The 20169-nt window shown below is 71.4% G+C and carries 17 protein-coding genes; 10 read left to right on the top strand and 7 right to left on the bottom strand.

Annotated elements, in window-relative coordinates; genetic code table 11:
- Nucleotides 1–9 precede the first annotated feature (9 nt).
- Both ACFZDK_RS19165 and ACFZDK_RS19160 read right to left on the bottom strand, forming a co-directional pair.
- A complete protein-coding gene (locus ACFZDK_RS19165; RefSeq protein ID WP_390973855.1) occupies nt 10–1473 on the bottom strand; it encodes an ATP-binding protein in 1464 nt (487 codons plus the stop codon).
- Nucleotides 1470–2231 carry a winged helix-turn-helix domain-containing protein gene (locus tag ACFZDK_RS19160; protein WP_390973853.1) on the bottom strand — a complete coding sequence of 254 codons (762 nt, stop codon included), beginning with the start codon at nt 2229–2231 and terminating at the stop codon, nt 1470–1472. The genes ACFZDK_RS19165 and ACFZDK_RS19160 overlap by 4 nt, the downstream gene beginning before the upstream one ends.
- 409 nt (nt 2232–2640) lie before the next feature.
- Between ACFZDK_RS19160 and ACFZDK_RS19155 the strand changes: the two genes are divergently transcribed.
- The 5 genes from ACFZDK_RS19155 to ACFZDK_RS19135 all read left to right on the top strand — a co-directional run bounded on the left by ACFZDK_RS19155 (nt 2641) and on the right by ACFZDK_RS19135 (nt 11011).
- Nucleotides 2641–4215: an IucA/IucC family protein gene (locus ACFZDK_RS19155; protein ID WP_390973852.1), complete on the top strand. Its 1575-nt coding sequence runs from the start codon at nt 2641–2643 to the stop codon at nt 4213–4215.
- Between the two features lie 37 nt (nt 4216–4252).
- Entirely contained in the window at nt 4253–5962 is a 1710-nt protein-coding gene (locus ACFZDK_RS19150; RefSeq protein WP_390973850.1) for an IucA/IucC family protein, read from the top strand.
- Nucleotides 5959–7164, top strand: a complete 1206-nt coding sequence (locus ACFZDK_RS19145; RefSeq protein WP_390973849.1) for an alanine racemase — start codon at nt 5959–5961, stop codon at nt 7162–7164. Before ACFZDK_RS19150 ends, ACFZDK_RS19145 begins: the two co-directional genes overlap by 4 nt.
- Entirely contained in the window at nt 7164–8483 is a 1320-nt protein-coding gene (locus ACFZDK_RS19140) for an MFS transporter (RefSeq protein ID WP_390973847.1), read from the top strand. Before ACFZDK_RS19145 ends, ACFZDK_RS19140 begins: the two co-directional genes overlap by 1 nt.
- Before the next feature lie 71 nt (nt 8484–8554).
- On the top strand, nt 8555–11011 hold the full coding sequence (locus ACFZDK_RS19135; protein ID WP_390973845.1) for a transglycosylase domain-containing protein: 2457 nt from the start codon (nt 8555–8557) through the stop codon (nt 11009–11011).
- Nucleotides 11012–11054: 43 nt separating this feature from the next.
- On the opposite strand, the gene ACFZDK_RS19130 is transcribed toward ACFZDK_RS19135, so the two are convergent.
- Entirely contained in the window at nt 11055–11807 is a 753-nt protein-coding gene (locus ACFZDK_RS19130; RefSeq protein WP_390973844.1) for a polysaccharide deacetylase family protein, read from the bottom strand.
- Entirely contained in the window at nt 11804–13138 is a 1335-nt protein-coding gene (locus ACFZDK_RS19125; protein WP_390973842.1) for a glycosyltransferase, read from the bottom strand. The genes ACFZDK_RS19130 and ACFZDK_RS19125 overlap by 4 nt, the downstream gene beginning before the upstream one ends.
- A 545-nt stretch (nt 13139–13683) precedes the next feature.
- Between ACFZDK_RS19125 and ACFZDK_RS19120 the strand changes: the two genes are divergently transcribed.
- On the top strand, nt 13684–14361 hold the full coding sequence (locus tag ACFZDK_RS19120) for a phosphatase PAP2 family protein (RefSeq protein ID WP_390973840.1): 678 nt from the start codon (nt 13684–13686) through the stop codon (nt 14359–14361).
- Nucleotides 14362–14754: 393 nt separating this feature from the next.
- On the opposite strand, the gene ACFZDK_RS19115 is transcribed toward ACFZDK_RS19120, so the two are convergent.
- From ACFZDK_RS19115 to ACFZDK_RS19105, 3 genes are read right to left on the bottom strand one after another with little or no spacing between them, the layout of a single operon-like run.
- On the bottom strand, nt 14755–15783 hold the full coding sequence (locus ACFZDK_RS19115) for a M48 family metalloprotease (RefSeq protein WP_390973839.1): 1029 nt from the start codon (nt 15781–15783) through the stop codon (nt 14755–14757).
- Between the two features lie 4 nt (nt 15784–15787).
- Nucleotides 15788–16216: a BlaI/MecI/CopY family transcriptional regulator gene (locus ACFZDK_RS19110; RefSeq protein ID WP_390973838.1), complete on the bottom strand. Its 429-nt coding sequence runs from the start codon at nt 16214–16216 to the stop codon at nt 15788–15790.
- 53 nt (nt 16217–16269) lie between these two features.
- The gene (locus ACFZDK_RS19105; protein WP_390973837.1) at nt 16270–16962 is read right to left on the bottom strand and encodes a hypothetical protein; all 693 of its coding nucleotides are present in this window, start codon (nt 16960–16962) and stop codon (nt 16270–16272) included.
- A 71-nt stretch (nt 16963–17033) separates the two neighbouring features.
- Here ACFZDK_RS19105 and ACFZDK_RS19100 point away from each other — a divergent pair, with 71 nt between their 5' ends.
- The 4 genes from ACFZDK_RS19100 to ACFZDK_RS19085 all read left to right on the top strand — a co-directional run bounded on the left by ACFZDK_RS19100 (nt 17034) and on the right by ACFZDK_RS19085 (nt 20134).
- Nucleotides 17034–17171, top strand: coding sequence for a hypothetical protein (locus ACFZDK_RS19100; RefSeq protein ID WP_390974265.1), 138 nt, complete (start codon nt 17034–17036; stop codon nt 17169–17171).
- 328 nt (nt 17172–17499) lie between these two features.
- Nucleotides 17500–18189: a VTT domain-containing protein gene (locus ACFZDK_RS19095; RefSeq protein WP_390973836.1), complete on the top strand. Its 690-nt coding sequence runs from the start codon at nt 17500–17502 to the stop codon at nt 18187–18189.
- Between the two features lie 32 nt (nt 18190–18221).
- Nucleotides 18222–18875, top strand: coding sequence for a response regulator (locus ACFZDK_RS19090; protein WP_390973834.1), 654 nt, complete (start codon nt 18222–18224; stop codon nt 18873–18875).
- Entirely contained in the window at nt 18866–20134 is a 1269-nt protein-coding gene (locus ACFZDK_RS19085) for an ATP-binding protein (RefSeq protein WP_390973832.1), read from the top strand. Before ACFZDK_RS19090 ends, ACFZDK_RS19085 begins: the two co-directional genes overlap by 10 nt.
- The last annotated feature ends 35 nt before the right edge of the window (nt 20135–20169 follow it).

Here is a 20169-nt window from a genome sequence, read left to right as displayed (position 1 = left end):
ACCCGCGCCTTACCGTGCGGGTGCGGAGCGGGCCGCCGAGTCGACGTCCGCGGTGGTGACGAGGCGGTCCTGCTGGTTGCGGCATTCGGCGTGCCGGAGGCGGACGACGGCGTCGAGCCCGCCGCCGGGTGCTGCCTCCAGGGTGACCTCGCCCCCTCCTGCGCGGGTGAGGTGCCGGACCAACGGCAGACCTAGGCCGGTGCCGTCGTGGTCGGCGTGGGGAGCGCGCCAGAAGCGGTCGAAGGCCCTGTGCCGTTCGGTCTCTGTCATGCCGGGGCCCTGGTCGATCACATGCAGCTCGGCCATGGACGGGGTGCGGGTGCCTTGGGCGGGGGTGGTGACGACGGCCAGTGTGACGGAGGTTCCCGGTGCGGACACGCGGAGGGCGTTGGAGAGCAGGTTGTCGATGATCTGTTCCAGCGCGCCGGGGACTGCCAGCACCGGAACGGACGTGCCTCCGGACACGATGATGTCGACCTGCTGTTCGTCGGCGAAGGCTGTCCAGATGTCCACGCGATCGGCGACCACCGCATTGAGGTCGGCTGTCTCCGCACGGATCTCGGCGTTTTCCAGCCGTGCGAGAGCCAGCAGCCCCTGCACCATGCGGCTGAGCCGCTCCAGCTCCCCGAGTGCCTTGTCGAGGCTGTCCTGGGAGCAGGGGGCGAGGTGCGGCTCGAAGTTCTCCAGGCGCAGGCGTAGCGAGGTCAGTGGTGTCTTGAGCTGGTGTGACACGTCGGAGGCGAACGCCTGTTGAGCCTGGAGCAGGTGCTGAAGCCGGGTCGCGGTGCGCGTGAACGACGCTGCGAGCCTGCGCAGTTCCGGTGGCCCGTGGTCGGTGGCCGGTGGATCGGTGATCCGGCCTTCGGCGAGTTGAGCGGTGGCGCGTTCCAGGGCCTGCACGGGGCGGGTGATCGAGCGCGCGAGAGCGAATCCGATCAGGGAGGCGGCGGCGAGGACTCCGAGACCGACGGCGGCGAGGACTACCCAGGTGGTGCGCACCCTGGCCTTGAGCGGGCCCAGCGCGTACACCGTTCGCACCACACAGGCGACGGCGGGATTGGACCCGCCTGGGACGGTGACGAAGAGGAGTTCACCGTCTGCGGGCGGGGCCCTGCGCGTGCCGACGGTGGGGCGATCGTGCAGGGCCGTGGAGATGTCCGGCTCGGCGGACAGGTCCTCGCCGACCACGGCGTGGGCAGCGGTGTCGGTGAGGACGACACCCCGTCGGTCGGCGACCAGCACGGTACCCCCGGTCCGCCGCCCGTACGCGAGGGCGAGGTCCGGCAGGTCGGTTGTCAGTCCGTGCTCCATCTTGTCCTCGCAGACCTCGGCGAGCGTCATCGCCCCTTGCTCCGCCGTGCGGGAGAAGCGGGCCAGCTCGCTGCGGGCGTAGAAGACGCCGAAGGGCACTTCGAGCGCGAGCAGGACGAGCAGTATCAGGCTCAGGTGGCTGAGCAGGAGGCGACGGGTCACCGGATCTGTCCGCCGTGCGCCTGCACCGCGGCGGACGGGGCGTCGGGATGTGCCGGGGGAACGAGGCGGAAGCCGATTCCGCGGATGTTCTCGATCCAGGACGCGTCGCCGAGTTTGCGGCGCAGGGCGGCGATGTGGACGTCCAGGGTCTTGGTGGGTCCGAAGAAGTTCGGTTCCCAGACCGTGTCGAGGATCTGCTGGCGGGAGCAGACGGCGCCGGGGTCCTCGGCGAGGCAGGTGAGCAGGTCGAACTCCTTGGGCGCGAGGGCGATGGACGACTGGTGCAGGCGTACTTGCCGGGTGCGGCGGTCGACGGTCAGCGGGCCGATCCGCTGGATGTCGGGCGTCCCGGGATGACCGAGGCCGTCGGAGGGGTTCGCAGATCCACACGGGGGGTCCGGAACCGCTGGGCGGGCGCGGCGGGTGACGGCACGGATCCGGGCGACGAGCTCCCGTACGCCGAAGGGCTTGGAGACGTAGTCGTCCGCACCCAGTTCGAGCCCGAGGACACGGTCCACCTCGTCGTCCCTGGCCGTGATCATGATGATCGGTACGGACGAACGGGCTCTCAGCGCCCGGCAGACGTCGATGCCGTCCATGTCGGGCAGCCCCAGGTCCAGCAGCACCATCGCCGCCTCCGGCGCGGCGAGGCCCTCGGCCCCCGTTCCGGCGTGTTCCACGGTGAACCCGAAACGGCGCAGCCCCTCCATCAACGGCCCGGCCACCCGGTCGTCGTCCTCGATCAGCAAGACACGCATGTCGAAAGGCTCACAGACGCTGGCCACGGCGCGTGGCGCAAACGCCGTAAGCTCCCCCGAGCCAGTGATCTTCCACGGTCGGCTCATTCGCTGTGGCGCGGCTTCTTGACGACATCAAGGGCCTGGCCAGCGTGGCGTAAGCCAAGAGTTAAGACGTCGGACGCCGGCACTCGGGCTCCCAGATGACAGTCGGAAGCTGATCCAAGGTCAGTCCGCGGGCCCCGGAGTCCTCCTCGGCCGGTTCGGCCGGAACCGCGTAGGACGAAACGTTGTTCCGGGGGCGTCCGCGACCTCCCGCTGTATTTGCTCTGGCAATTCCCTTGATCGTCTTCCCGTAGCGTCGGTCGGGCGGTCGGTGCCACCGGAGCACCACCGGACAACCCGCCACCGCAAGAACCAGGGACACCGCATGCCCATTGACGAACTGCGCCGCATCCGCCCGGATCTGGTGGAGCCCTTCGTGACCGCGCTCCCGGGAGCACGCGCCACCGTGCTGTCCCGGCTGTGGGGCGCTTTCGCACGAGAACCCCTGCCCGGTGTGACGACGCGTCGCCGTGAGTCCGGATCCTTGGTTGTCGAACTGCAACGGGGCGGTTCGCTCTCGGCGGCCGAGGCGGGCGCGCGACCGTTCGCCGACGTTCCGCAGGACTTCGCCGTGTCGGGGCCGGAGGGGCCGATCAGCGACCCGGCCCGGCTGCTGGCACAGCTGGGCCTGCGTACTCCTGCGGCGGAGCGGCTGGCGGCCGAACTGGACAACAGCGTCGTCAACCTGGCCCTGGCCAGAGCCGCGAACGCGGACCGGAAGGTCTCTCCGGCCGACTCGGCGGATGCCGAGCAGGCGGTCGTCGACGGCCACCCGCAGCACCCCTGCTGCCGGACGCGCACCGGCATGTCCGTCGCCGAGGTGCTCGCCTACGCTCCCGAGCACCACCCGGTCGTCCGGCTGGCCCTGGTCCGGGTCCCGGCCGACCGCTGGCAGGGTGCCGGCGACTGGCCGCGGACACTGCGCGACGGCGACGCCTACCTGCTGCCGGTGCATCCCTGGCAGCGGGACCACGTGCTCGGGCACCACTGCGACCTGGCCGTCGTGGAGGAGACGATCCCGGCCCGCCCGCTGCTGTCGCTGCGTACCCTCGCACCGCTGGGCGCCCTGCCCGGCTGCCACGTCAAGACCGCGCTCGACGTCCAGGTCACCAACTACCGGCGCACCATCTCCCCGGCCGAGGTCGCCGACGGGCCCCCACTGTCCGACCTGGTCGCGGCCGTCATCGACAAGGCCGGACACAGCGACAGCCTGCGCGTCCTGCGAGAGCTGGGCGGCGGCTCGGTGTGCGTCGACGGACAGCCCTCCGCAAGCCTCACCACCATGATCCGCGAATCGACCGAGTGCCATCTCGACGCCGGAGATATCGCCGTTCCGCTCACGGCCGTGCACGCGACCGGAGCCGCCATGGTGTCGGGGGACCCGGTGCGCTGGCTCCGGGACCTCGCCGGCCTCGTCCTTCCGCCGGCCCTGACGCTGCTGTCCATGGGGGTGGCGCTGGAGGCACACGGCCAGAACACGCTGGTCGTCCTGCGCAACGGGCGGCCGGTGCGGGTGCTGTACCGGGACCTGGACGGCGTACGGGTCAGCCCGCGCCGCCTGGCCCGGTGCGGGTTCACGCTGCCGCCGCTGCTCGGCACCCGCGCCGGCGACGACATCGGCGCGCTGCGCACCAAGCTCTTCGGCGGCCTGGTCAGCGGGGTCTTCAGCGAGCTGGTCGACATCCTCGGCCGGACCCGGGCGGCTGAGCCACGGGCGCTGTGGGGCACGGTCGCCGAGGCCGGACGCCGCGTCTTCGCCGCCCTGCCGGACCAGGAGGACGCGGCAGCGTTCTTCGGGGACACGATGCCGCTCAAGGCGACCGTCGCCATGCGCCTGTCCGAGGACCCGGGCGCCGCGCAATGGACGTCCGTGCCCAACCCCCTGGCGCTCTTCCGTTGACCTCCGACACCGACCGCTGTCCCACTGGAGCGACCACATGACCACCGGCACGGCCCCCCACACCGATAGCGCCACCACCGTCCCTTCCCCGACCGCAGAGCCGTCGCGGACAGCCGACCTCGTCACGACCCACACACTGCTCAACTGCCTGATCCGCGAGGTGTCCGCCCCCGAGCACCAGGTGACGGTCGTCGACGACCACCTCCTGCTACGACTGCCCCGCGGGGGCCTGCTGCTGCGTGCCGCCCTGCGTCGGACCTCGTTGATCGGAGCGCATCGCTTCGAGGGCTCGGTACAGCGGCTCGACGGCAATTCCTGGGTGACCGTGGACTGGCGCGAGCTGGCCGGCTGCATCCAGGAGGAACTGGAACAGCGCACGGGCCTGGCCAACGAGGAGTTCCTGGGCCAGGTGGCGGACAGCCGGGAGACGATCCGCTTCGTACTGGAGGAGCGGGCGGGCGTCCGGGCGGCCGCGGACCCGTACGTGGCCTCGGAGCAGTCCCTGGTGTTCGGCCACCGTTTCCACCCCACGCCCAAGGCCCGTACCGGCGACCCGGCGGACTGGCTGGCGTACGGCCCGGAGACCGGCACCCGCTTCCGCCTGCACTATCTTGCCGTGCGCCGCCACCTCGTACGGGAGGAGGGCGAGCCGCACGCGCTGGACGCGCTGCACCCGGTGGCCGACCCGGAGTTCGCCGTACTCCCCGTGCACCCCTGGCAGTACCGGCTGCTGAAGGACCACGACCGGCTGCGTGAGGCGGTCGCCGCCGGGGATGTCGTGAACACCGGCACGGGCGGCCCGGAGCTGGTGCCGACCGCATCGGTGCGGACGCTGTACGCCCCTGAAACCGACGCGTTCCTGAAGTTCAGCCTCAACGTCCGCCTCACCAACTGCGTCCGCAGGCACGCGAGTTACGAGCTGTCCGGGGCCGTCGCCCTCAACCGACTGTTGCAGCCCGTCTTCGCCCGGCTCGCCGACCGCTTCCCGGGCTGCGCGCTCCTGGCCGAGCCCGGCTACCGCACCCTCGACACGGCCGGCGACACCGCGCTCCTGGAGGGCTTCGGTGTCATCGTCCGCTCCGGCCTGCGCCACCATCTGCGTCCCGGGGTCACCCCCCTGCTCGCCGCCGCGGTGGCGGACGAGTACCCGACCGGCGCGGCCCATGTCTCCCACCTGCTCGCTCGCGGCGACGGGGACATCCTGGCCTGGTGGGACGCGTACCTCGGGCTGTTGCTGCCGCCGGTACTGGCCGCCTACTTCGAACACGGCGTCGTGCTCGAACCCCACCTGCAGAACGTCGTCGTCGGCGTCGAGGCCGACGGCACGCCCGCGCAGATGTTCTTCCGCGACCTGGAGGGCACCAAGCTCCTGCCCGGCCGCCACCGGCAGGCCCTCGACGAGCTCCCGGACGACGTGCGCGGTCCCCTCACCCACGATCCCGAACACGGCTGGAACCGGGTCGCGTACTGCCTCCTGGTCAACCACACCGCGGAACTCCTCAGCGCGCTGGCCGACCTCGACCCGGCGCTGGAACCCGCCCTGTGGGGCCTGGTCCGCGACCACCTCGCCGCCTACGCCCGCACCGCCGCCGAACCACCGCGCCTGCGCGCCCTGCTGTCCGGCGTACCGCTGCCGGCCAAGGCCAACCTCCTGCTGCGCTGGTCCCGCAAGGCCGACCGCCACGCGACCTACGTGCCCCTGCCCAGCCCGCTCGGCGCGGACTTCCCCCGCGAGGTGGTCCGGTGAGGCCCGAGACGTACGACCTCGTCGCAGCCCTCCCCGACGACGCTCTGCCCGCCTACGTCTACGACCTGCCAGACCTGCGCGAACACGTACGCATGATCCGGGCCGCACTGCCGGACCGCGTCGAGCTGCTGTACGCGGCCAAGGCCAACTCCGACCCCCGGATCCTGCGCACCCTCGCCGCACACGTCCACGGCTTCGAGGTGGCCTCCGGCGGCGAACTGGACCACGTCCGCGCCACCGTCCCGGGCGCACCGATCGCCTTCGGCGGCCCGGGGAAGACCCAGCAGGAGCTGGCCCGCGCACTGGACGCGGGAGCCGAGCGCCTGCACGTCGAGAGCGAACACGAACTCCGCCTGCTCGCCACCCTGCTGGGCGACCGGACCGTGGACGTCCTGCTGCGCGTCAACCTGCCCGTCGACGTGGGCCGAGTCGCCCTGGCCATGAGCGGCGGGCCGTTCGGCATGGATCCCGTACAACTGGACCGCTGCCTGCAGGTGATGGATTCGGTCCCGGGCATCCGACTGCGCGGCCTCCACTTCCACCTTGCCAGCGGCCTCCAGGCCCAGCCCCATCTCCTGCTCGTCGACAAGGTCCTCGCCTGGGCCGAGAGCTGGGCCCGCGGTCGCGGAGTGGACCTGCGCGAAGTCAACGTGGGCGGCGGCATGGGCGTCGACTACACGCATCCGCCCAGAGTGTTCGACTGGCCCGCCCTCGGCGCCGGACTGCGCCGGATCCTCGCCCGCCACCCCCACCTCACCCTGCGGATCGAGCCCGGCCGCTCGGTCACGGCGTACTGCGGCCGGTACGTCACCCAGGTCCTGGACATCAAGTTCAGCCGGGGGCACGCCTTCGCCGTACTGCGCGGAGGCACCCACCACCTGCGCACCCCGGCCGCGAAACAGCACGACCAGCCCTTCGAGGTGATCCCCGACGACACCTGGCCGCGACCCTGGAACCGCCCGGAGGTCCGGGACGAGCCGGTGACGCTGGTCGGACAGCTGTGCACGCCCAAGGACGTACTGGCAAGCCGGATCATGATCGAACGGCTGCGCGTCGGCGACCGCGTCGCCTTCGCCATGGCCGGCGCCTATGCGTGGAACATCTCCCACCACGCGTTCCTCATGCACCCCCACCCGACCTTCCACCACCTCGACGACACCGGCGTGCCCGTCGCAGGCGACACGTATGCCCGCCAGACGTGATGAGCGCCGTCTTCCGCCTGCCGGTGGCGCACGCACTCGCCGTCCGGAACTTCCGGCGCTACCTGCTCGGACAGCTGGTCTCCAACATCGGCACGTGGATGCAGCGCGCCGCCCAGGACCTGCTCGTCCTGCACACCACCGGCAACAGCGGCAGCGCGGTCGGCGTCGTGACCGCGCTGCAGTTCCTGCCGCAGACCTTGCTCGGCCTCATCGGAGGCGTGCTGGCCGACCGGTACCCCAAGCGACGGACGCTGCTCCTGACCCAGACGGCGATGGCCGCCCAGTCGCTCCTGCTGGGACTGCTCACGGTGACCGGAGCGGTGAACCTGCCGTCCCTCTACGCGCTGGCCTTCGCCCTCGGCACCGCCACCGCCGTGGACAGTCCCGCCCGCAACGCCTACATCGGCGAACTCGTGTCCCACGAGCAGGCGGCCGGCGCGGTCAGCCTGAACGCCGCCCAGTTCAACGTGGCCCGCGCCATCGGCCCGGCCCTCGCCGGCCTGACCGTCGCGGCCTTCGGCACCGGCCCGGTGTTCCTCCTGAACACCGCGTCGTACCTGGCCGTCCTCTACGGCCTGATCACCATCCGTACCGGCACGACGGACGCCCCTGTCCGCGCGCGACCGGGCCCCACCCGAGCGCGCGAGGCACTCCGCCACATCGCCACCACCCCGGAACTGCTCCTGCCGGTCAGCCTCATCGCCTTCGTCGGCACCTTCGGCCTCAACTTCCAGGTCACCGTCTCGCTCGTCGCCGTCACGGTGTTCCACACGGGCGCGGCCTCCTTCGGCTGCCTCTCCGCCGCCTACGCCTCGGGCGGCCTCCTCGGCGCGATCTACTGGGCCCACCACGGAAAGCCCCCCACCGCACGCCGGCTGACCTCCGCCACGATCGGCTTCGGCGCACTGGAAGTCGCGCAGGGCCTCATGCCGAGCTACGGCTCGTTCCTGGTCCTGCTGTTCCTCACCGGCTGTGGCGCGGTGACCGTGACGACCACCGCCAACGCGCTGATCCAGCTCCATGCCGACCCACCGCTGCGGGGCCGCGTCCTGTCCGTGTACTTCCTCGTCCTCCTCGGCGGCACCCCCGTCGGCGCACCGCTGGTCGGCCTGGTGTCCGACGCTCTCGGGGCCCGCTTCACCCTGGTCCTGGGCGGCGTCATCTCGCTCGTCACCGCGCTCGCGCTCTCCGTCCTGTTCGCGAGCCGAAACCGGCGGCGGGTGCGGGTCGAAGGTCTGCGGGCAGGCACCGAGACCGGAGCCGCGGCTTCCGAAGTTGGCCCGCTACCGCCTCTGGCCAGGGGGCGGCCGCATGCGTAGTGCGGGCACGCCTTAGTCTTACAACATGTAGGAGATGTTGGGGGCGGGGCGCTGACTGAGGAGTGGCGAGAATGAGCGAACACCGGCGTCGATCGTCGGGGAGGACCGCACCGTCCGGCTCCGACGGTATGCCCGACGGCGGCCGGGCCGCGGCGCGCAGGGCTGCGCAGTCCCGGGGCGCGCGCGCCCGCCGCGCGGAGCGCACGCGACGAACGGACGCCGGACGTTCCGGCCGGCGCCGCCTGATCGACTACCCGCGGACGGGCAGACGCGGCCTCCGCCGGTGGCTGCCGTCGTGGAAGCTGGTGTCCGGCACCTTCCTGCTGTTCGTCGCCGGCCTGCTGGGCCTGTTCGGCTACGCCTACGCCACGACGACCATTCCCAGCGCGAACCCCAGCACCCAGGCGCAGAGCAACACCTACTACTGGTCGGACGGCTCGGTCATGACCACCCAGGGGGCGACCAACCGGCAGAACGTCGACCTCGCCCAGGTGCCCAAGCTGGTGCAGTGGGACTTCCTCGCAGCAGAGAACGCCACCTTCTACTCCGATCCGGGCGTCGACACACAGGGCATGCTGCGCGCCGTCTACCACATGGCCACGGGCGGTGACGTCCAGTCCGGGTCCACCATCACCCAGCAGTTCGTGAAGAACACCTACCTGAGCCAGGACCAGTCGGTCACCCGCAAGCTGAGGGAGATCATGATCTCCCTGAAGATCGGCGGCCAGCTGTCCAAGCAGCAGATACTGCAGGGCTACCTCAACACCTGCTACTACGGCCGGGACGCCTACGGCATCGAGGCCGCGGCCCGCACCTACTACCACGTGCACGCCTTCCAGCTGAACGTCAGCCAGGGAGCCTTCATCGCCGCCACGGTCAACGAGCCGAGCCTGCTGATGCACGCCGACACCGACCCGCAGGCCAAGGCCCAGGCCAAGGCGCGCTGGACGTACGTGCTGGACCGGATGGCCAAGATCCACAAGATCACCGCGGCCCAGGAACAGCAGTACCTGGCAGCAGGGTTCCCCACGCCCAAGCCGTACGCGCCGTCGGCGGGCATGGCCGGGCAGACCGGATACCTGGTGCAGACCGCGGAGAAATACGTCGAGGCCCACACGTCCCTCACGGACCAGCAGCTGGGCCACGGCGGCTACCAGATCTACACCACCTTCGACAAGAAGAAGGTCGGCGCCCTGTCGGCGTCCGTCACGGCGATGGAGCGGAAGCATCTCGATCCGCAGCACCGCACGGCCGACAAGGACGTCCAGGTCGGCGCGGCGTCGATCGATCCGGCCACCGGCGCGATCGTCGCGCTGTACGGCGGGCCCGGCTGGAACAAGGGGCACTGGACGGACAACGCGGACGCGACGGGCGTGCCGGTCGGCTCCACCTTCAAACCCCTCGACCTGGCCGCCGCTCTCGACCACGGCGCCGTCCTCTCGCCCGGGCAGCCTGCCTCGCCCATCACCCCGGACTCGAAGTTCAACGGTGACGACGGCATCACCATCAAGAACCAGCAAGGCCAGGAGCTGCCGGATGCGAAGGACCCCACGGGACTCCTGCACCAGCGCAACGACGTCTCCACGAAGTGGGGCTACATCACCCTGCGCAAGGCCATGGAGCAGTCGGTCAACACCCCCTACGTCCAGCTCGGCGAGTACGTCGGCTACGACAACGTGGAAGGCGAGGCACTGAAGGCGGGGCTCCTGCGCACGAGCCTGCAGTACGACACCCCGGGCTTCTACATCGGTACGTCCACCCCGTCGGCGATCCGGATGGCGGACGCGTACGCCACCTTCGACGACGGCGGAGTCCAGCACGAGCCGTACTCGGTGACCAAGGTCGTCGCCGATGGCCGGCAGCTGACCGGCTTCGACAAGCCCAAGGGCACGATGGCCATGCCCGCCTCGACCGCCGACACCGTCACCGACGTCCTGCGAGGCGTCGTCAAGAACGGCACCGGTACCAACGCCCTGGCCCTGGGCCGCCCGGCGGCCGGCAAGACGGGTACGACCGACGACTACAAGTCCGCCTGGTTCATCGGCTACACCCCGCAACTGACCACGGCCGTGAGCATGTTCAAGGAGGACCCGAAGAACGCCGGCCTCCAGTCCATGCAGGGTGTCGGCGGCTACGCCAAGGTCTTCGGCGCCGACATGCCCACCGAGGTATGGACCGGCTACATGACCGCCGCCCTCCAGGGACAGCCCGTCCAGCAGTTCCCGCCCGCACCCGCGCTGGGCCGGTCCACGGACGAATACGGCGCGCCCTCGCCCACGCCCTCCGCCACCGCGGCCCCGAGCACACCCCCGGCCACCCCGACCGTGCCGGCCACCCCGACCCCCACCACCGCACCGTGCCGCGGACACGGGAGGCACTGTGTCAGCCCGAGTCCGACCGACACCGCAGGAACCACCGGCGGTAACGGCGGCGGCCTCCTCGGCGGCACGACCGGCGGCAACACCTCGCCCACACCCACGCCGACGAGCAGCACATCGGCGCCGACAGGCGTCCGCGGGCGGCCCTGAGCCGTCGCATCATCCGAGGCCGAGAGTGTGGCTCAGGGAGCGTTCACCCGCGGGGCAGGCCGGGGACACCGTGTTCACGCAGGGGGCCGACCTGCCAGCCGCGTTCCTGGCAGGTGTCGAGGATGCGCGGCAGGGCGGCGAGGGTGGTGCGCCAGGAGCCGGTGGCGGAGGTGCAGTCGGAGTCGTGCAGCAGGATGGTGCCGCCACCGCGCAGGTCCGTCAGGACGGTGCGCTCGACGGACTGCGGGGTGGCCCGCCTGCGCCAGTCCTCGCCCCAGCAGGTCCACAGCACCGGGGTCAGACCGAGGCGCCGGCACGCCAGATGGGCGGCGAAGCTCATCACCCCGTACGGCGGCCGGAAGAGCACGGGTGGTCTGCCGGTGACGTCGGCCACGACGTCGCGGGCGCGGGCGAGGTCGTCGTGGGCGGCACGGGGACCGCGGAGCAGCAGCGGGCGGTGGTGCCAGCCGTGGACGGCGATCTCGTGCCCCGCCGCGGCCATCTCCTTGGCCAGCCCCGGTGAGCGGGCCAGCATGGAGCCGAGCAGGAAGAAGGTGACCCGCAACCCGCGTGCGTCGAGGAAGTCGAGGAAGCGCGGGGTGGACAGGTGGTCGGGGCCGTCGTCGAAGGTGAGCGCGACGTGATCCGGCCGGCCGCGGCCGGCCAGGTGCGGCATGGCCGCGTTGCGCAGCGGCCCGAACGTGGAGATCACGGGTGCCGCGTGCAGTGCCGCGAGCGTGGGCACCGCCGCGGCCGAGGCGAGCGCCGTGGCACGGACAAGACGGGCCGGGGTCATCGACCGTCTCCGTCCAGGTAATGGGCGACGGCCGTGAAGCGGGCCGGCGTCTCGTTGTAGGCGTAGGCCAGGGGGGCGGCGACGCCCAGGCAGGCCGTGGCCGCCACGGTGACGGCCGTCAGGGTGATCCGTCGACGGCCGGCGAAGCGCCGCACCTCGGGCTGTGCGTCCGGCGCGGGGTGCGGCCCGGTTCTGGCGGCAATGGCGGTCACCGGTCCGGGGGCCAGGCGGTGCAGGTCGAGTCCCACCGCACGCTGGGCCCGGCCACGCGGTCCATGGAGGAGCTCGGCCAGCACCGGGCCGAGGTCCGCCGGTTCGCGGATCCAGGCCGCCAGGCCCGCCTCGTCCAGGGCGGCCGCGTTGGTCTGGCCGTGACCGGGTATGCAGCGGTAGCTGGCCACCGGCAGCCCGGCGGCGAACGCCTCCAGCGAGGTCAGCCCGCCCGCGTTCTGCACCAGGACGTCGCAGGCGTGCATCAGCCCGGCCATGTCGTCCACCCAGCCGAAAGTGTGCGCGATGCCGTCCCCGCGCAACTCCTCCGCGAGGGCCTGGTTGCGGCCGCACACCACCACGGGCACCGCGACCCCGGTCTCCCGTATCTCGGTGGCGGCCCGTCGCACCGGTCCGACCCCCCACGACCCGGCGACCAGCAGGGCCAGGGGAGCGTCCGCGGGCAGGGCGAACCGCTCGCGGGCGGCGGTCCGTTGCCCGGCGGTAGCGGGGGTGAAGCGTGCATCGGTGAGCGGACCGACGACGGTGGCGGCGGCCGCGCCCTGTACGTGAGCCTGGGCCGCGGGCACCGGGTGCACGGCCAGGTGGGCGTCGATGCCGGGGGCGACCCAGAGGGCGTGGACGGAGAAGTCGGTGAGGTAGGTGAAGGCCGGCACCGTCAGCTTGCCGCGCCGGCGCAGTGCGCCGAGGACCTGGCTGGCGCCGGGGTAGGTCGAGACGACCGCGCGGGTGTCCGGCGCGAGTGCCCGCAGGGTGCGCTGCTCGGCCGCGCGGAACAGTGCCCGCCACACCGCGCCGGGGCGTGCGGCGCGGTCGGTGGCCGCGTACAGGCGTTGGTAGCCGTCCGGCATCCAGGTCAGCATGCGGTGGTAGGTGCCGCACAGCAGTCGGCCCGCACCGGTGGGCAGCAGGTCGAGGAAGTCGTGCCGGTCCACCAGGTACCCGTGCTCGGCCAGCCGCTCGGCCAGCCCCGCGGCCGCACCGTCGTGTCCCGCGCCGACACCGGCCGAGATGATCGCGATCCGCCCGGCACCGCCCCGCGGCTGCGCGGCGGACGGCGGGGGCGCCGACTCCGGCACCAGATCGTCACGGTGGACCACGGTGGATCGCCTCCTGATGGGCTACGGGGCACGCCGGGCATGCCCCGGCCCAGACGGCGCTGCGGGCAGACCGAGGCCACGCCTGCGCGCGGGCCAGGGCCACGACTCGACCGCTGTGGTGCCGAGAAGGGAAGCTACTACATGATGTAGAACTTAGGAAACGATCGCCGCGTGATGGGAGGTCCGGAGGCGGTTCGGGCACCGGCATCCCTGCTGGTGCCGGTCAAATTACTACGAGATGTAGAGCAGTGATGGTTCGCCGGGGGGAGGGGCGCCGATGGCGTCAGGTCTCATCGCCATTGCGGCAGCGGCGGATCCGTCCCGATCCGGCCTGGCGGATGCCGCGCTGTGCGGCGAACGGCCCCTCCTCCTCGCATCTACAAGATGTAGTAGATTAGCCGGGTGGTCACTCTGACGCCGCCGCCATGACATTCAGGCGTCACCTCACAAGCGTGAGGCCACCGGTGACAGAGCCCGAGCCCCATTGCCGCTCGCTCATCCCGTGAGCACTCGACGCATTCGCACGGACGGAAGGACCTCTCCCTATGGCCGCGGCCGCCACCGCGCAACTGGCCCTCGACGGATCCGGCATCGACGGCTCGTTGTTCACCTCGGTCACCGACTTCGCCCGTGACACCAAGTGGCTCAACACGCCCATGGAGGTGTGGACCAACCTTGGTCTCGGGGTCTTCGCCATCCTCATGATCGCGGGCTGGTGGACCGCACGGCGCCGTGGCCCTCGGGCGATGACCGTCGCGCTGGCAGCGCCGGTCGCCGTCCTGACGGCCTTCGCCGCCACCGAGGTCGTCAAGAAGCTCGTTGCGGAGGTGCGGCCCTGCCGGTCAATGCCCCACGCCTACCTGGTCGACACCTGCCCGGCACCTTCGGACTACGCCTTCCCCAGCGGGCACGCCACCGTGGCCGCCGCGACCGTGGCAGCGCTCTTCCTGCTCGACCGCCGGCTGAGCGCCGTCGCCGCCGTGTTCGCCGTACTGGAGGGCTTCAGCCGGGTCTACGTCGGCGCCCACTACCCCCACGACGTCCTCGGCTCCGCCGCCGTTGCCCTCCCGGTCGCCTTCCTCGTCAGCTTGGCCCTGCGCCGCTGGGCCACCCCGCTGGTCGGCTCCCTGAGCCATGGGCCGCTGCGCCCCTTGCTGGCGACCGAGCTCATCGCCACCACAGCACCGGCCCGGCAAACCGTTTCGGCCGGGGATCCACTGTGACCGCCCGTCCGACGGCGCGGCCTCTCGACATCGTGCGGCGTGCCGGTACGGCCGAGACCGGGGGCGGCACCAGGGTCGGCAAGCTGGCGGTCGGCACCGAGTCGGCCGCGTGCCCGCGGGACCTTGGGGGAGTGGCGCGCGTATGCCGGCCCGTTCCGACGGATCCGGAGCCGGCCCCAGGCGTAGCCCTGCCGCTTGCCGCCGTCGGCAGTGACGCGGACTCGGCGTAGACGAGCCGGACGCCGGCATGGGCTCACGCTCGCCCGTGAACCGGCCTTGTCGCTCGGCGGTCGGCACGCCTTGGTGGGAGCCGTGCACCGCGCATGTTCGTCGTGCTCCTGCCGGTCCGCCCGGGCGACCGTGCGACGGGGGTGAGGACCGGCGCCTGGCAGGTCAGAAGTGCCGCTCTCCGTGCTCCGGACGATCAGGGGCGGCACGGCAGCCGTCCGGTCCGTGCCCAGGGGCGGTGTCGTGGTCGGTCGGCGCGGCGGCGGTGGCGGTATTGGCATGTGCCCTGCACAGGGCCCACTGCGCGCTGTCCAGCATGCGGTCGCTGTCCGAGGCGGCGTTCGCCAGGCTCGCGCAGCAGACGGCCAGCAGCAGACCGCCCGCCAGCAAGGGCAGGCTGCGACGGGCGGGCGGCGGGGCCAGCAGGGCCCGTACCCGCTGGGGCACCACCCCGCCGGTCGCGGCCAGCGCGGCGGGACGGGACGCACCGGCGGACGCCAGGGCGGCGCGGCCCACGGCGTGGGCGACGACCGTACGGTCGCCGACCCGCTCGGCGGCCTCCTCGTCGGCCCAGCGCTCCAGGACGAAGTTGCCCGCGACGGCCACCGGCCGCAGCAGCGGGTTCAGGGCGGCCGTGAGCCGCCACACGCTCTGGAACACGTGGTGACGTCCCCGCAGATGCGCCCGCTCGTGGGCGAGGAGTGCCTCGCGCTCGGCGTCGCCGAGACGGCACAGCATCCCCCGGGAGACGACGATCCGGCCCGGTGACCCAGGCAGTGCGAAGGCCAGCGGGACGTCGTCGTCGAGTACGGCAAGCTCCGTGTGTCCGGGCAGGTCGGCGCACTCCCGCCGGGCCCGGAGCAGGTGGCGGCCCTGCCGGACGGCGGCCACGCCGAGAGAGACGACACACACCGCGAGCACCAGGGTGCTGACGGCCGCGACCACGGCATAGACGGGATCCTGGGAGCGCAGCGCGGACACGGACCAGCGGCCCTCCTCCGCGATCTGCGGGACCTGCGCCACTCCGGTGAAAGCCAGCAGGGCGAGGGATCCCGCCCATCCGGCCGCCGTCACCAGCGCGGCGCAGGCCAGCGCCAGGGCCGCCGGGCGCGGGGGCAGCCGGTGCGCCACGGGCGGTGCGAGCACCGCGAGTGCCGCCGTGACGAGGAACGGGATGTAGACGCTGATCAGCACCGGCTCACCGCTTCCCGGGCGAACGTCGGCTCTCGGGGAGCACGTCGTCGTGCCCGGACAGCAGCTGCTGCAGCAGGTGCTCGTCCTGTTCGGACAGCTCCGAGACGAAGCGGGCCAGCACCGCCTGACGGTCGGAGCCACCCGTCAGCAGGGAGTGCATGCGCTGGGCGGTGTGCGACGCCTCGTCGCGGGCCGGCTCGTAGGCATAGCCACGGCCCTCGCGGTGCCGTACCAGCATGCCCTTGTCATGCAGCCGGGACAGGATGGTGAGTACGGTCGTGTAGGCGAGGTCGCCCGGCAGCTGTTCCCGGACTTCCCGCGCGGTCCGTGGCCCGTCCGCCGCCCAGAGCGCGGCGAGTACGTCGCTCTCCAGTTGGCCGCGAGCCCGCCTCCCGGATGCCTCGTGGGCTTCCTCGTCTCCTTGGTCCGTCACCTCGCCGTCCGCCTTCCCTCGCCGTCGTGGCGTACAGGCTACCCGCCCATGTCCTACTTGTTGTAGGACGTGTCCTTGCGGGAGACCGCCAGGTAGCCGACGAAGCAGGCGATGGCGACCGTCCAGGTGAGAGTGACCGGACCGAGTCCGAACCCGAGGCCGCCAGGAGTGTGCCCGAGTGCCATCCAGTCGGCGAGGGATGCGCCCAGGGGGCGGGTGATGACGTACGCCGTACAGAAGGCGGGCACGGCGGCCAGGGTGCCGAAGCGGTGGGCGAGTGCGGGTACGCAGATCGCCACGGCGAAGAGGACGGCCGAGCCGAGGTAGCCGAGTCCGGCGGTCGCGGTGAGGTCGCCGGCGGCGGTGCCGAGGGCGAAGGTGGCCAGGACGGCGGCCCAGTAGAAGAGCTCCCGGCTGCGCGTGGTGATGCTGTGGATGGACAGGGTGCGCTCGACGGCGTACCAGAGGGCGAAGACCGCGGCCAGTGTGGCGAGGAAGAGCGGAGTGGACACGATGTACGGCACGCCGAGGCCGACGTGCAGCACGTCGGTCGCCATCGTGCCGAAGACGCTGACCATGACGACGGCCGTCCAGTAGGTCCAGGCGACGTAACGGCGCACGGCGAACTGCACGGCCAGGGAGAGCGCCAGGGCGAGGCCTCCGAGACCGACCGCCGGCACCGGGCCGAGGACCTTGGCCAGCAGGTCCGACGCGGTCTCGGTTGGACGCGCGGTAGTGAAATTCATGCACCGGAAGTCCCCAAGCGACGGTAAAGGGGCCGGGGGAAGCGGGAGACGGCCATGTCATCGTGCGCACCATGACCACAGACCGTCTCCTCGACGACCGCCCCCTCACCTCCTTGCGCACCATGGCGAACAAGGTGCCGGAAGTGACCGCCTACTTCTGGATCATCAAGGTTCTCACCACCGGGATGGGCGAGACGACCACAACCTGACTGCCCCGCCGAAGCGCCTGGTCACGGTGGTGACGAGGATGATATGGCCGGCGCGGGCCGTCGTGATCGTCGTCGGGTGCCCGGCGATATGTGAGATTCCGGACGATTCCCGAACGGCTACTACATCACGTAGAGGTAGGGCGTACGGTGGGGGTGTCGCGGGAACCGGGCGGTCATCCGGTCTGTGCCGACCTTCTCTCGTCGGCTGCCGGGGTGACGGACGGGAGCGGGTGCTCCCGAGGGGTGTCTCCGGGCTCCCGAAGATGTCCACAAGGCTGTAGGCGGCTGGTTTCCTGCCTGAACTCATGCATCCGAAAGGACCCTGCCCATGACGGCACCGATTGCGGCGGCGTCCCAGTTGGCTGTGAACGTGCTCGACGCCCACTCCCTGCTGGCCGCCTTCGGTGTGCTGGGCGTCGCGGTGGTGATGTTCGCCGAGACGGGACTGCTGGTCGGATTCTTCCTGCCGGGCGACTCCCTGCTGTTCACCGCCGGCCTGCTGTGCACGGGCTCGGCCCAGGGAAGCCTGCATCTGTCTCTCGGGCCCTTGCTCGTGGCGGCGGCGGCAGGCGCGCTGGCCGGGGCTCAGTGCGGATACCTGCTGGGGCGGAAGGCCGGCGGAGCGCTGCTGGCTCGCAGCCGCTCCCCGCGACTGCACGAAGGGGCGAAGCGCGCCGAGGAACTCCTGGAGCGCTACGGGTATGCCAAGGCCATCGTGCTGGCCCGTTTCGTGCCCGTGGTGCGCACGGTCCTCAATCCGGTGGCGGGCGCGCTGGAGGTGCCGGTACGGACATTCACCCTGTGGCAGGTCGTCGGCGGTCTCGTGTGGAGCGTCGGCCTCACCCTCGCGGGGTACGCGCTCGGCTCGTCGATCCCGAACGTCGACCGCTATCTGCTCCCGTTGGTGGCGCTGATCGTCGTCGTGTCTCTGGTCCCCCTCGTCGCCGAGGTGTACCGCGGGCGCCGGGCGGCACGGGCGGCTCTCGCGCACCACCAGCGCGCTGGCCAGGGAGAATAGAGAACCGTTGGCGGAGTACCTAGGGTCAGCCTGTGGCTTTTATTGTGGTGTGTGAGGATGATGCGGCGGTCCGTGACGTGCTCAAGCGTGCACTTGAGCACGACGGCCATACGGTCGCGGTCGCTTCCACTGCGGACAGCCTGCTGCGGCAGCTCGAGCCGGTGCCTCACCTGGTCGTTCTGGATCTGGGACTCCCGGACGCCGACGGCCGCGATGTCTGCCTCGCGCTGCGGGCCCGTGGCGTCGATGCCCCGGTGCTGATGCTCACCGCTCTGGACGGCATGCATCACAAGGTGGGCGGCTTCGAGGCGGGAGCCGACGACTACATGACGAAACCGTTCGACATCCCGGAGCTGCTGGTGAGGGTCCGCGCCCTGCTGCGCAGAACAACCGCGACGACCCCACCGACGGGCGTCGTTCTCGATCCGGCGAAGCATGTCGTGATCCACGGTTCGACGAGCGAGAGCCTGACGCCGACCGAGTTCCGGTTGCTGGGCAGGCTCATCGCCTCACAGGGCGACGCGGTACGCCGCCATGCCCTGGTCGCCGCGGGCTGGCCGCATGGCGCGCAGGTCAGCGACAACACCCTTGACTCCTATGTTCGCCGGCTGCGGACCAAGCTCGGTTCGCTGGGCGTGGCCGACCGCCTGGCGACGGTCCGCGGGGTGGGCTATCGATGGGAGTGACAGGCTTCCGCGGGAGGGTCGTCGCCCTTGCGGTTCTGATCGCGACTGCGGTGGTCGCCGTGCTGGTGGTGGTCTCGCACGTGTTGCTGAGCCAGGTGACCGACGCCGACGCGAACGCTCTGGCACATACACGTGCGGAGGCGGTGGCGGCGAACGTGGCCGTACGCGGTGGCCACGTCGTGCTGATCGAGGGCGGCAACGAAGCGCTGGACACGGTCTCGTGGGTGTACGCCGACGGGCACCTCATTGACGGAATCGTGCCGGGCAGCTTCCTTGAACGTGTCGACGCTCTCGTCGGCTCCGGGCGGTCCCAGACCACCACGGTCGGCAGTCATCTTCTCTATGCTCAGCCGATCCGCCTGGAAGGCCACCACGTCATGGTGGTCGTGAAGGTGGATCTGACGCCGTACGAGACGTCGGAGCAGCACAGCCTGACGATGTCGCTGATTCTGGGCGGCATCTCGATCGTGCTCGCAGGCGTCGTCGCGCACCTCGTGGTGGGTCGCGCGTTGCGGGTGGTCCACGAAATGGCGGCTCTCGCCGACGAATGGGGCGATCACGAACCCGGGCGCCGATTCGACCTCGGCGTTCCTCGCGACGAGTTCGGGGAGCTCGGGCGAACTCTCGATCGCCTGCTCGACCGCGTGGACAACGCGCTCGCGGACGAGCGCCGGCTCACCGACGAGATCGCCCACGAGTTGCGGACCCCTCTGACGGCCCTGCGGGGCGAGGCACAGTTGGCGCAGCTCTCCGGTCAGCATGTGGCTCCGGAGGCCGTTCTGACCGAGGTCGACCGCCTGAACACGGCGATCACCACGATTCTCGGTGCCGCCCGGACACGGATCCCCGGCGGTACCCGCTGCGATCTCAGGGCGGCGGCGCGACAGGCGATCGCCGGTCGCTCCATCGAACTCGCCATCCCGGCCGACGTCGATGTCGCCGTGGCGACCGAACTCGTGGTGGCTGTGTTGTCACCCCTGCTGGAGAACGGCCTGCGGCATGCGAGTTCGCGCGTCTGGGTCACGGCGCGCGTCCAGCCCCAGGGGGTCGTGATCGATGTCCTCGACGACGGTCCCGGGTTCGACCCGGCGGAGGTCGACCGGGTCTTCGAAGCGGGCGTGACCAGCGGCGACGGGCACGGGTTGGGGCTGGCGGTGGTAAAACGTCTCGCCGTGTCCGCGGGAGTGGCAGTCCGTGCGATCGCGGATGGTCACGGCCGCGTCGAGGTGACCTTCCCCACGGCAGAGGCGATCGCGTAGTCAGGTTGTGTGCAGGTTGGCCACACCAACCTCAT

The sequence above is a fragment of the Streptomyces sp. NPDC007901 genome (genome assembly GCF_042959465.1).
Lineage (GTDB): Bacteria > Actinomycetota > Actinomycetes > Streptomycetales > Streptomycetaceae > Streptomyces.
Note: the sequence above shows the minus strand (reverse complement) of the source record. Positions and strands in the feature narration are given on the sequence as shown.

Bases quoted from the DNA above. Each gene is read 5' to 3' on its own strand.
- ACFZDK_RS19160 (WP_390973853.1), bottom strand. From the start codon at position 2,231: ATGCGTGTCTTGCTGATCGAGGACGACGACCGGGTGGCCGGGCCGTTG.
- ACFZDK_RS19155 (WP_390973852.1), top strand. From the start codon at position 2,641: ATGCCCATTGACGAACTGCGCCGCATCCGCCCGGATCTGGTGGAGCCC.
- ACFZDK_RS19150 (WP_390973850.1), top strand. From the start codon at position 4,253: ATGACCACCGGCACGGCCCCCCACACCGATAGCGCCACCACCGTCCCT.
- ACFZDK_RS19140 (WP_390973847.1), top strand. From the start codon at position 7,164: ATGAGCGCCGTCTTCCGCCTGCCGGTGGCGCACGCACTCGCCGTCCGG.
- ACFZDK_RS19135 (WP_390973845.1), top strand. From the start codon at position 8,555: ATGAGCGAACACCGGCGTCGATCGTCGGGGAGGACCGCACCGTCCGGC.
- ACFZDK_RS19130 (WP_390973844.1), bottom strand. From the start codon at position 11,807: ATGACCCCGGCCCGTCTTGTCCGTGCCACGGCGCTCGCCTCGGCCGCG.
- ACFZDK_RS19120 (WP_390973840.1), top strand. From the start codon at position 13,684: ATGGCCGCGGCCGCCACCGCGCAACTGGCCCTCGACGGATCCGGCATC.
- ACFZDK_RS19105 (WP_390973837.1), bottom strand. From the start codon at position 16,962: ATGAATTTCACTACCGCGCGTCCAACCGAGACCGCGTCGGACCTGCTG.
- ACFZDK_RS19100 (WP_390974265.1), top strand. From the start codon at position 17,034: ATGACCACAGACCGTCTCCTCGACGACCGCCCCCTCACCTCCTTGCGC.
- ACFZDK_RS19095 (WP_390973836.1), top strand. From the start codon at position 17,500: ATGACGGCACCGATTGCGGCGGCGTCCCAGTTGGCTGTGAACGTGCTC.
- ACFZDK_RS19085 (WP_390973832.1), top strand. From the start codon at position 18,866: ATGGGAGTGACAGGCTTCCGCGGGAGGGTCGTCGCCCTTGCGGTTCTG.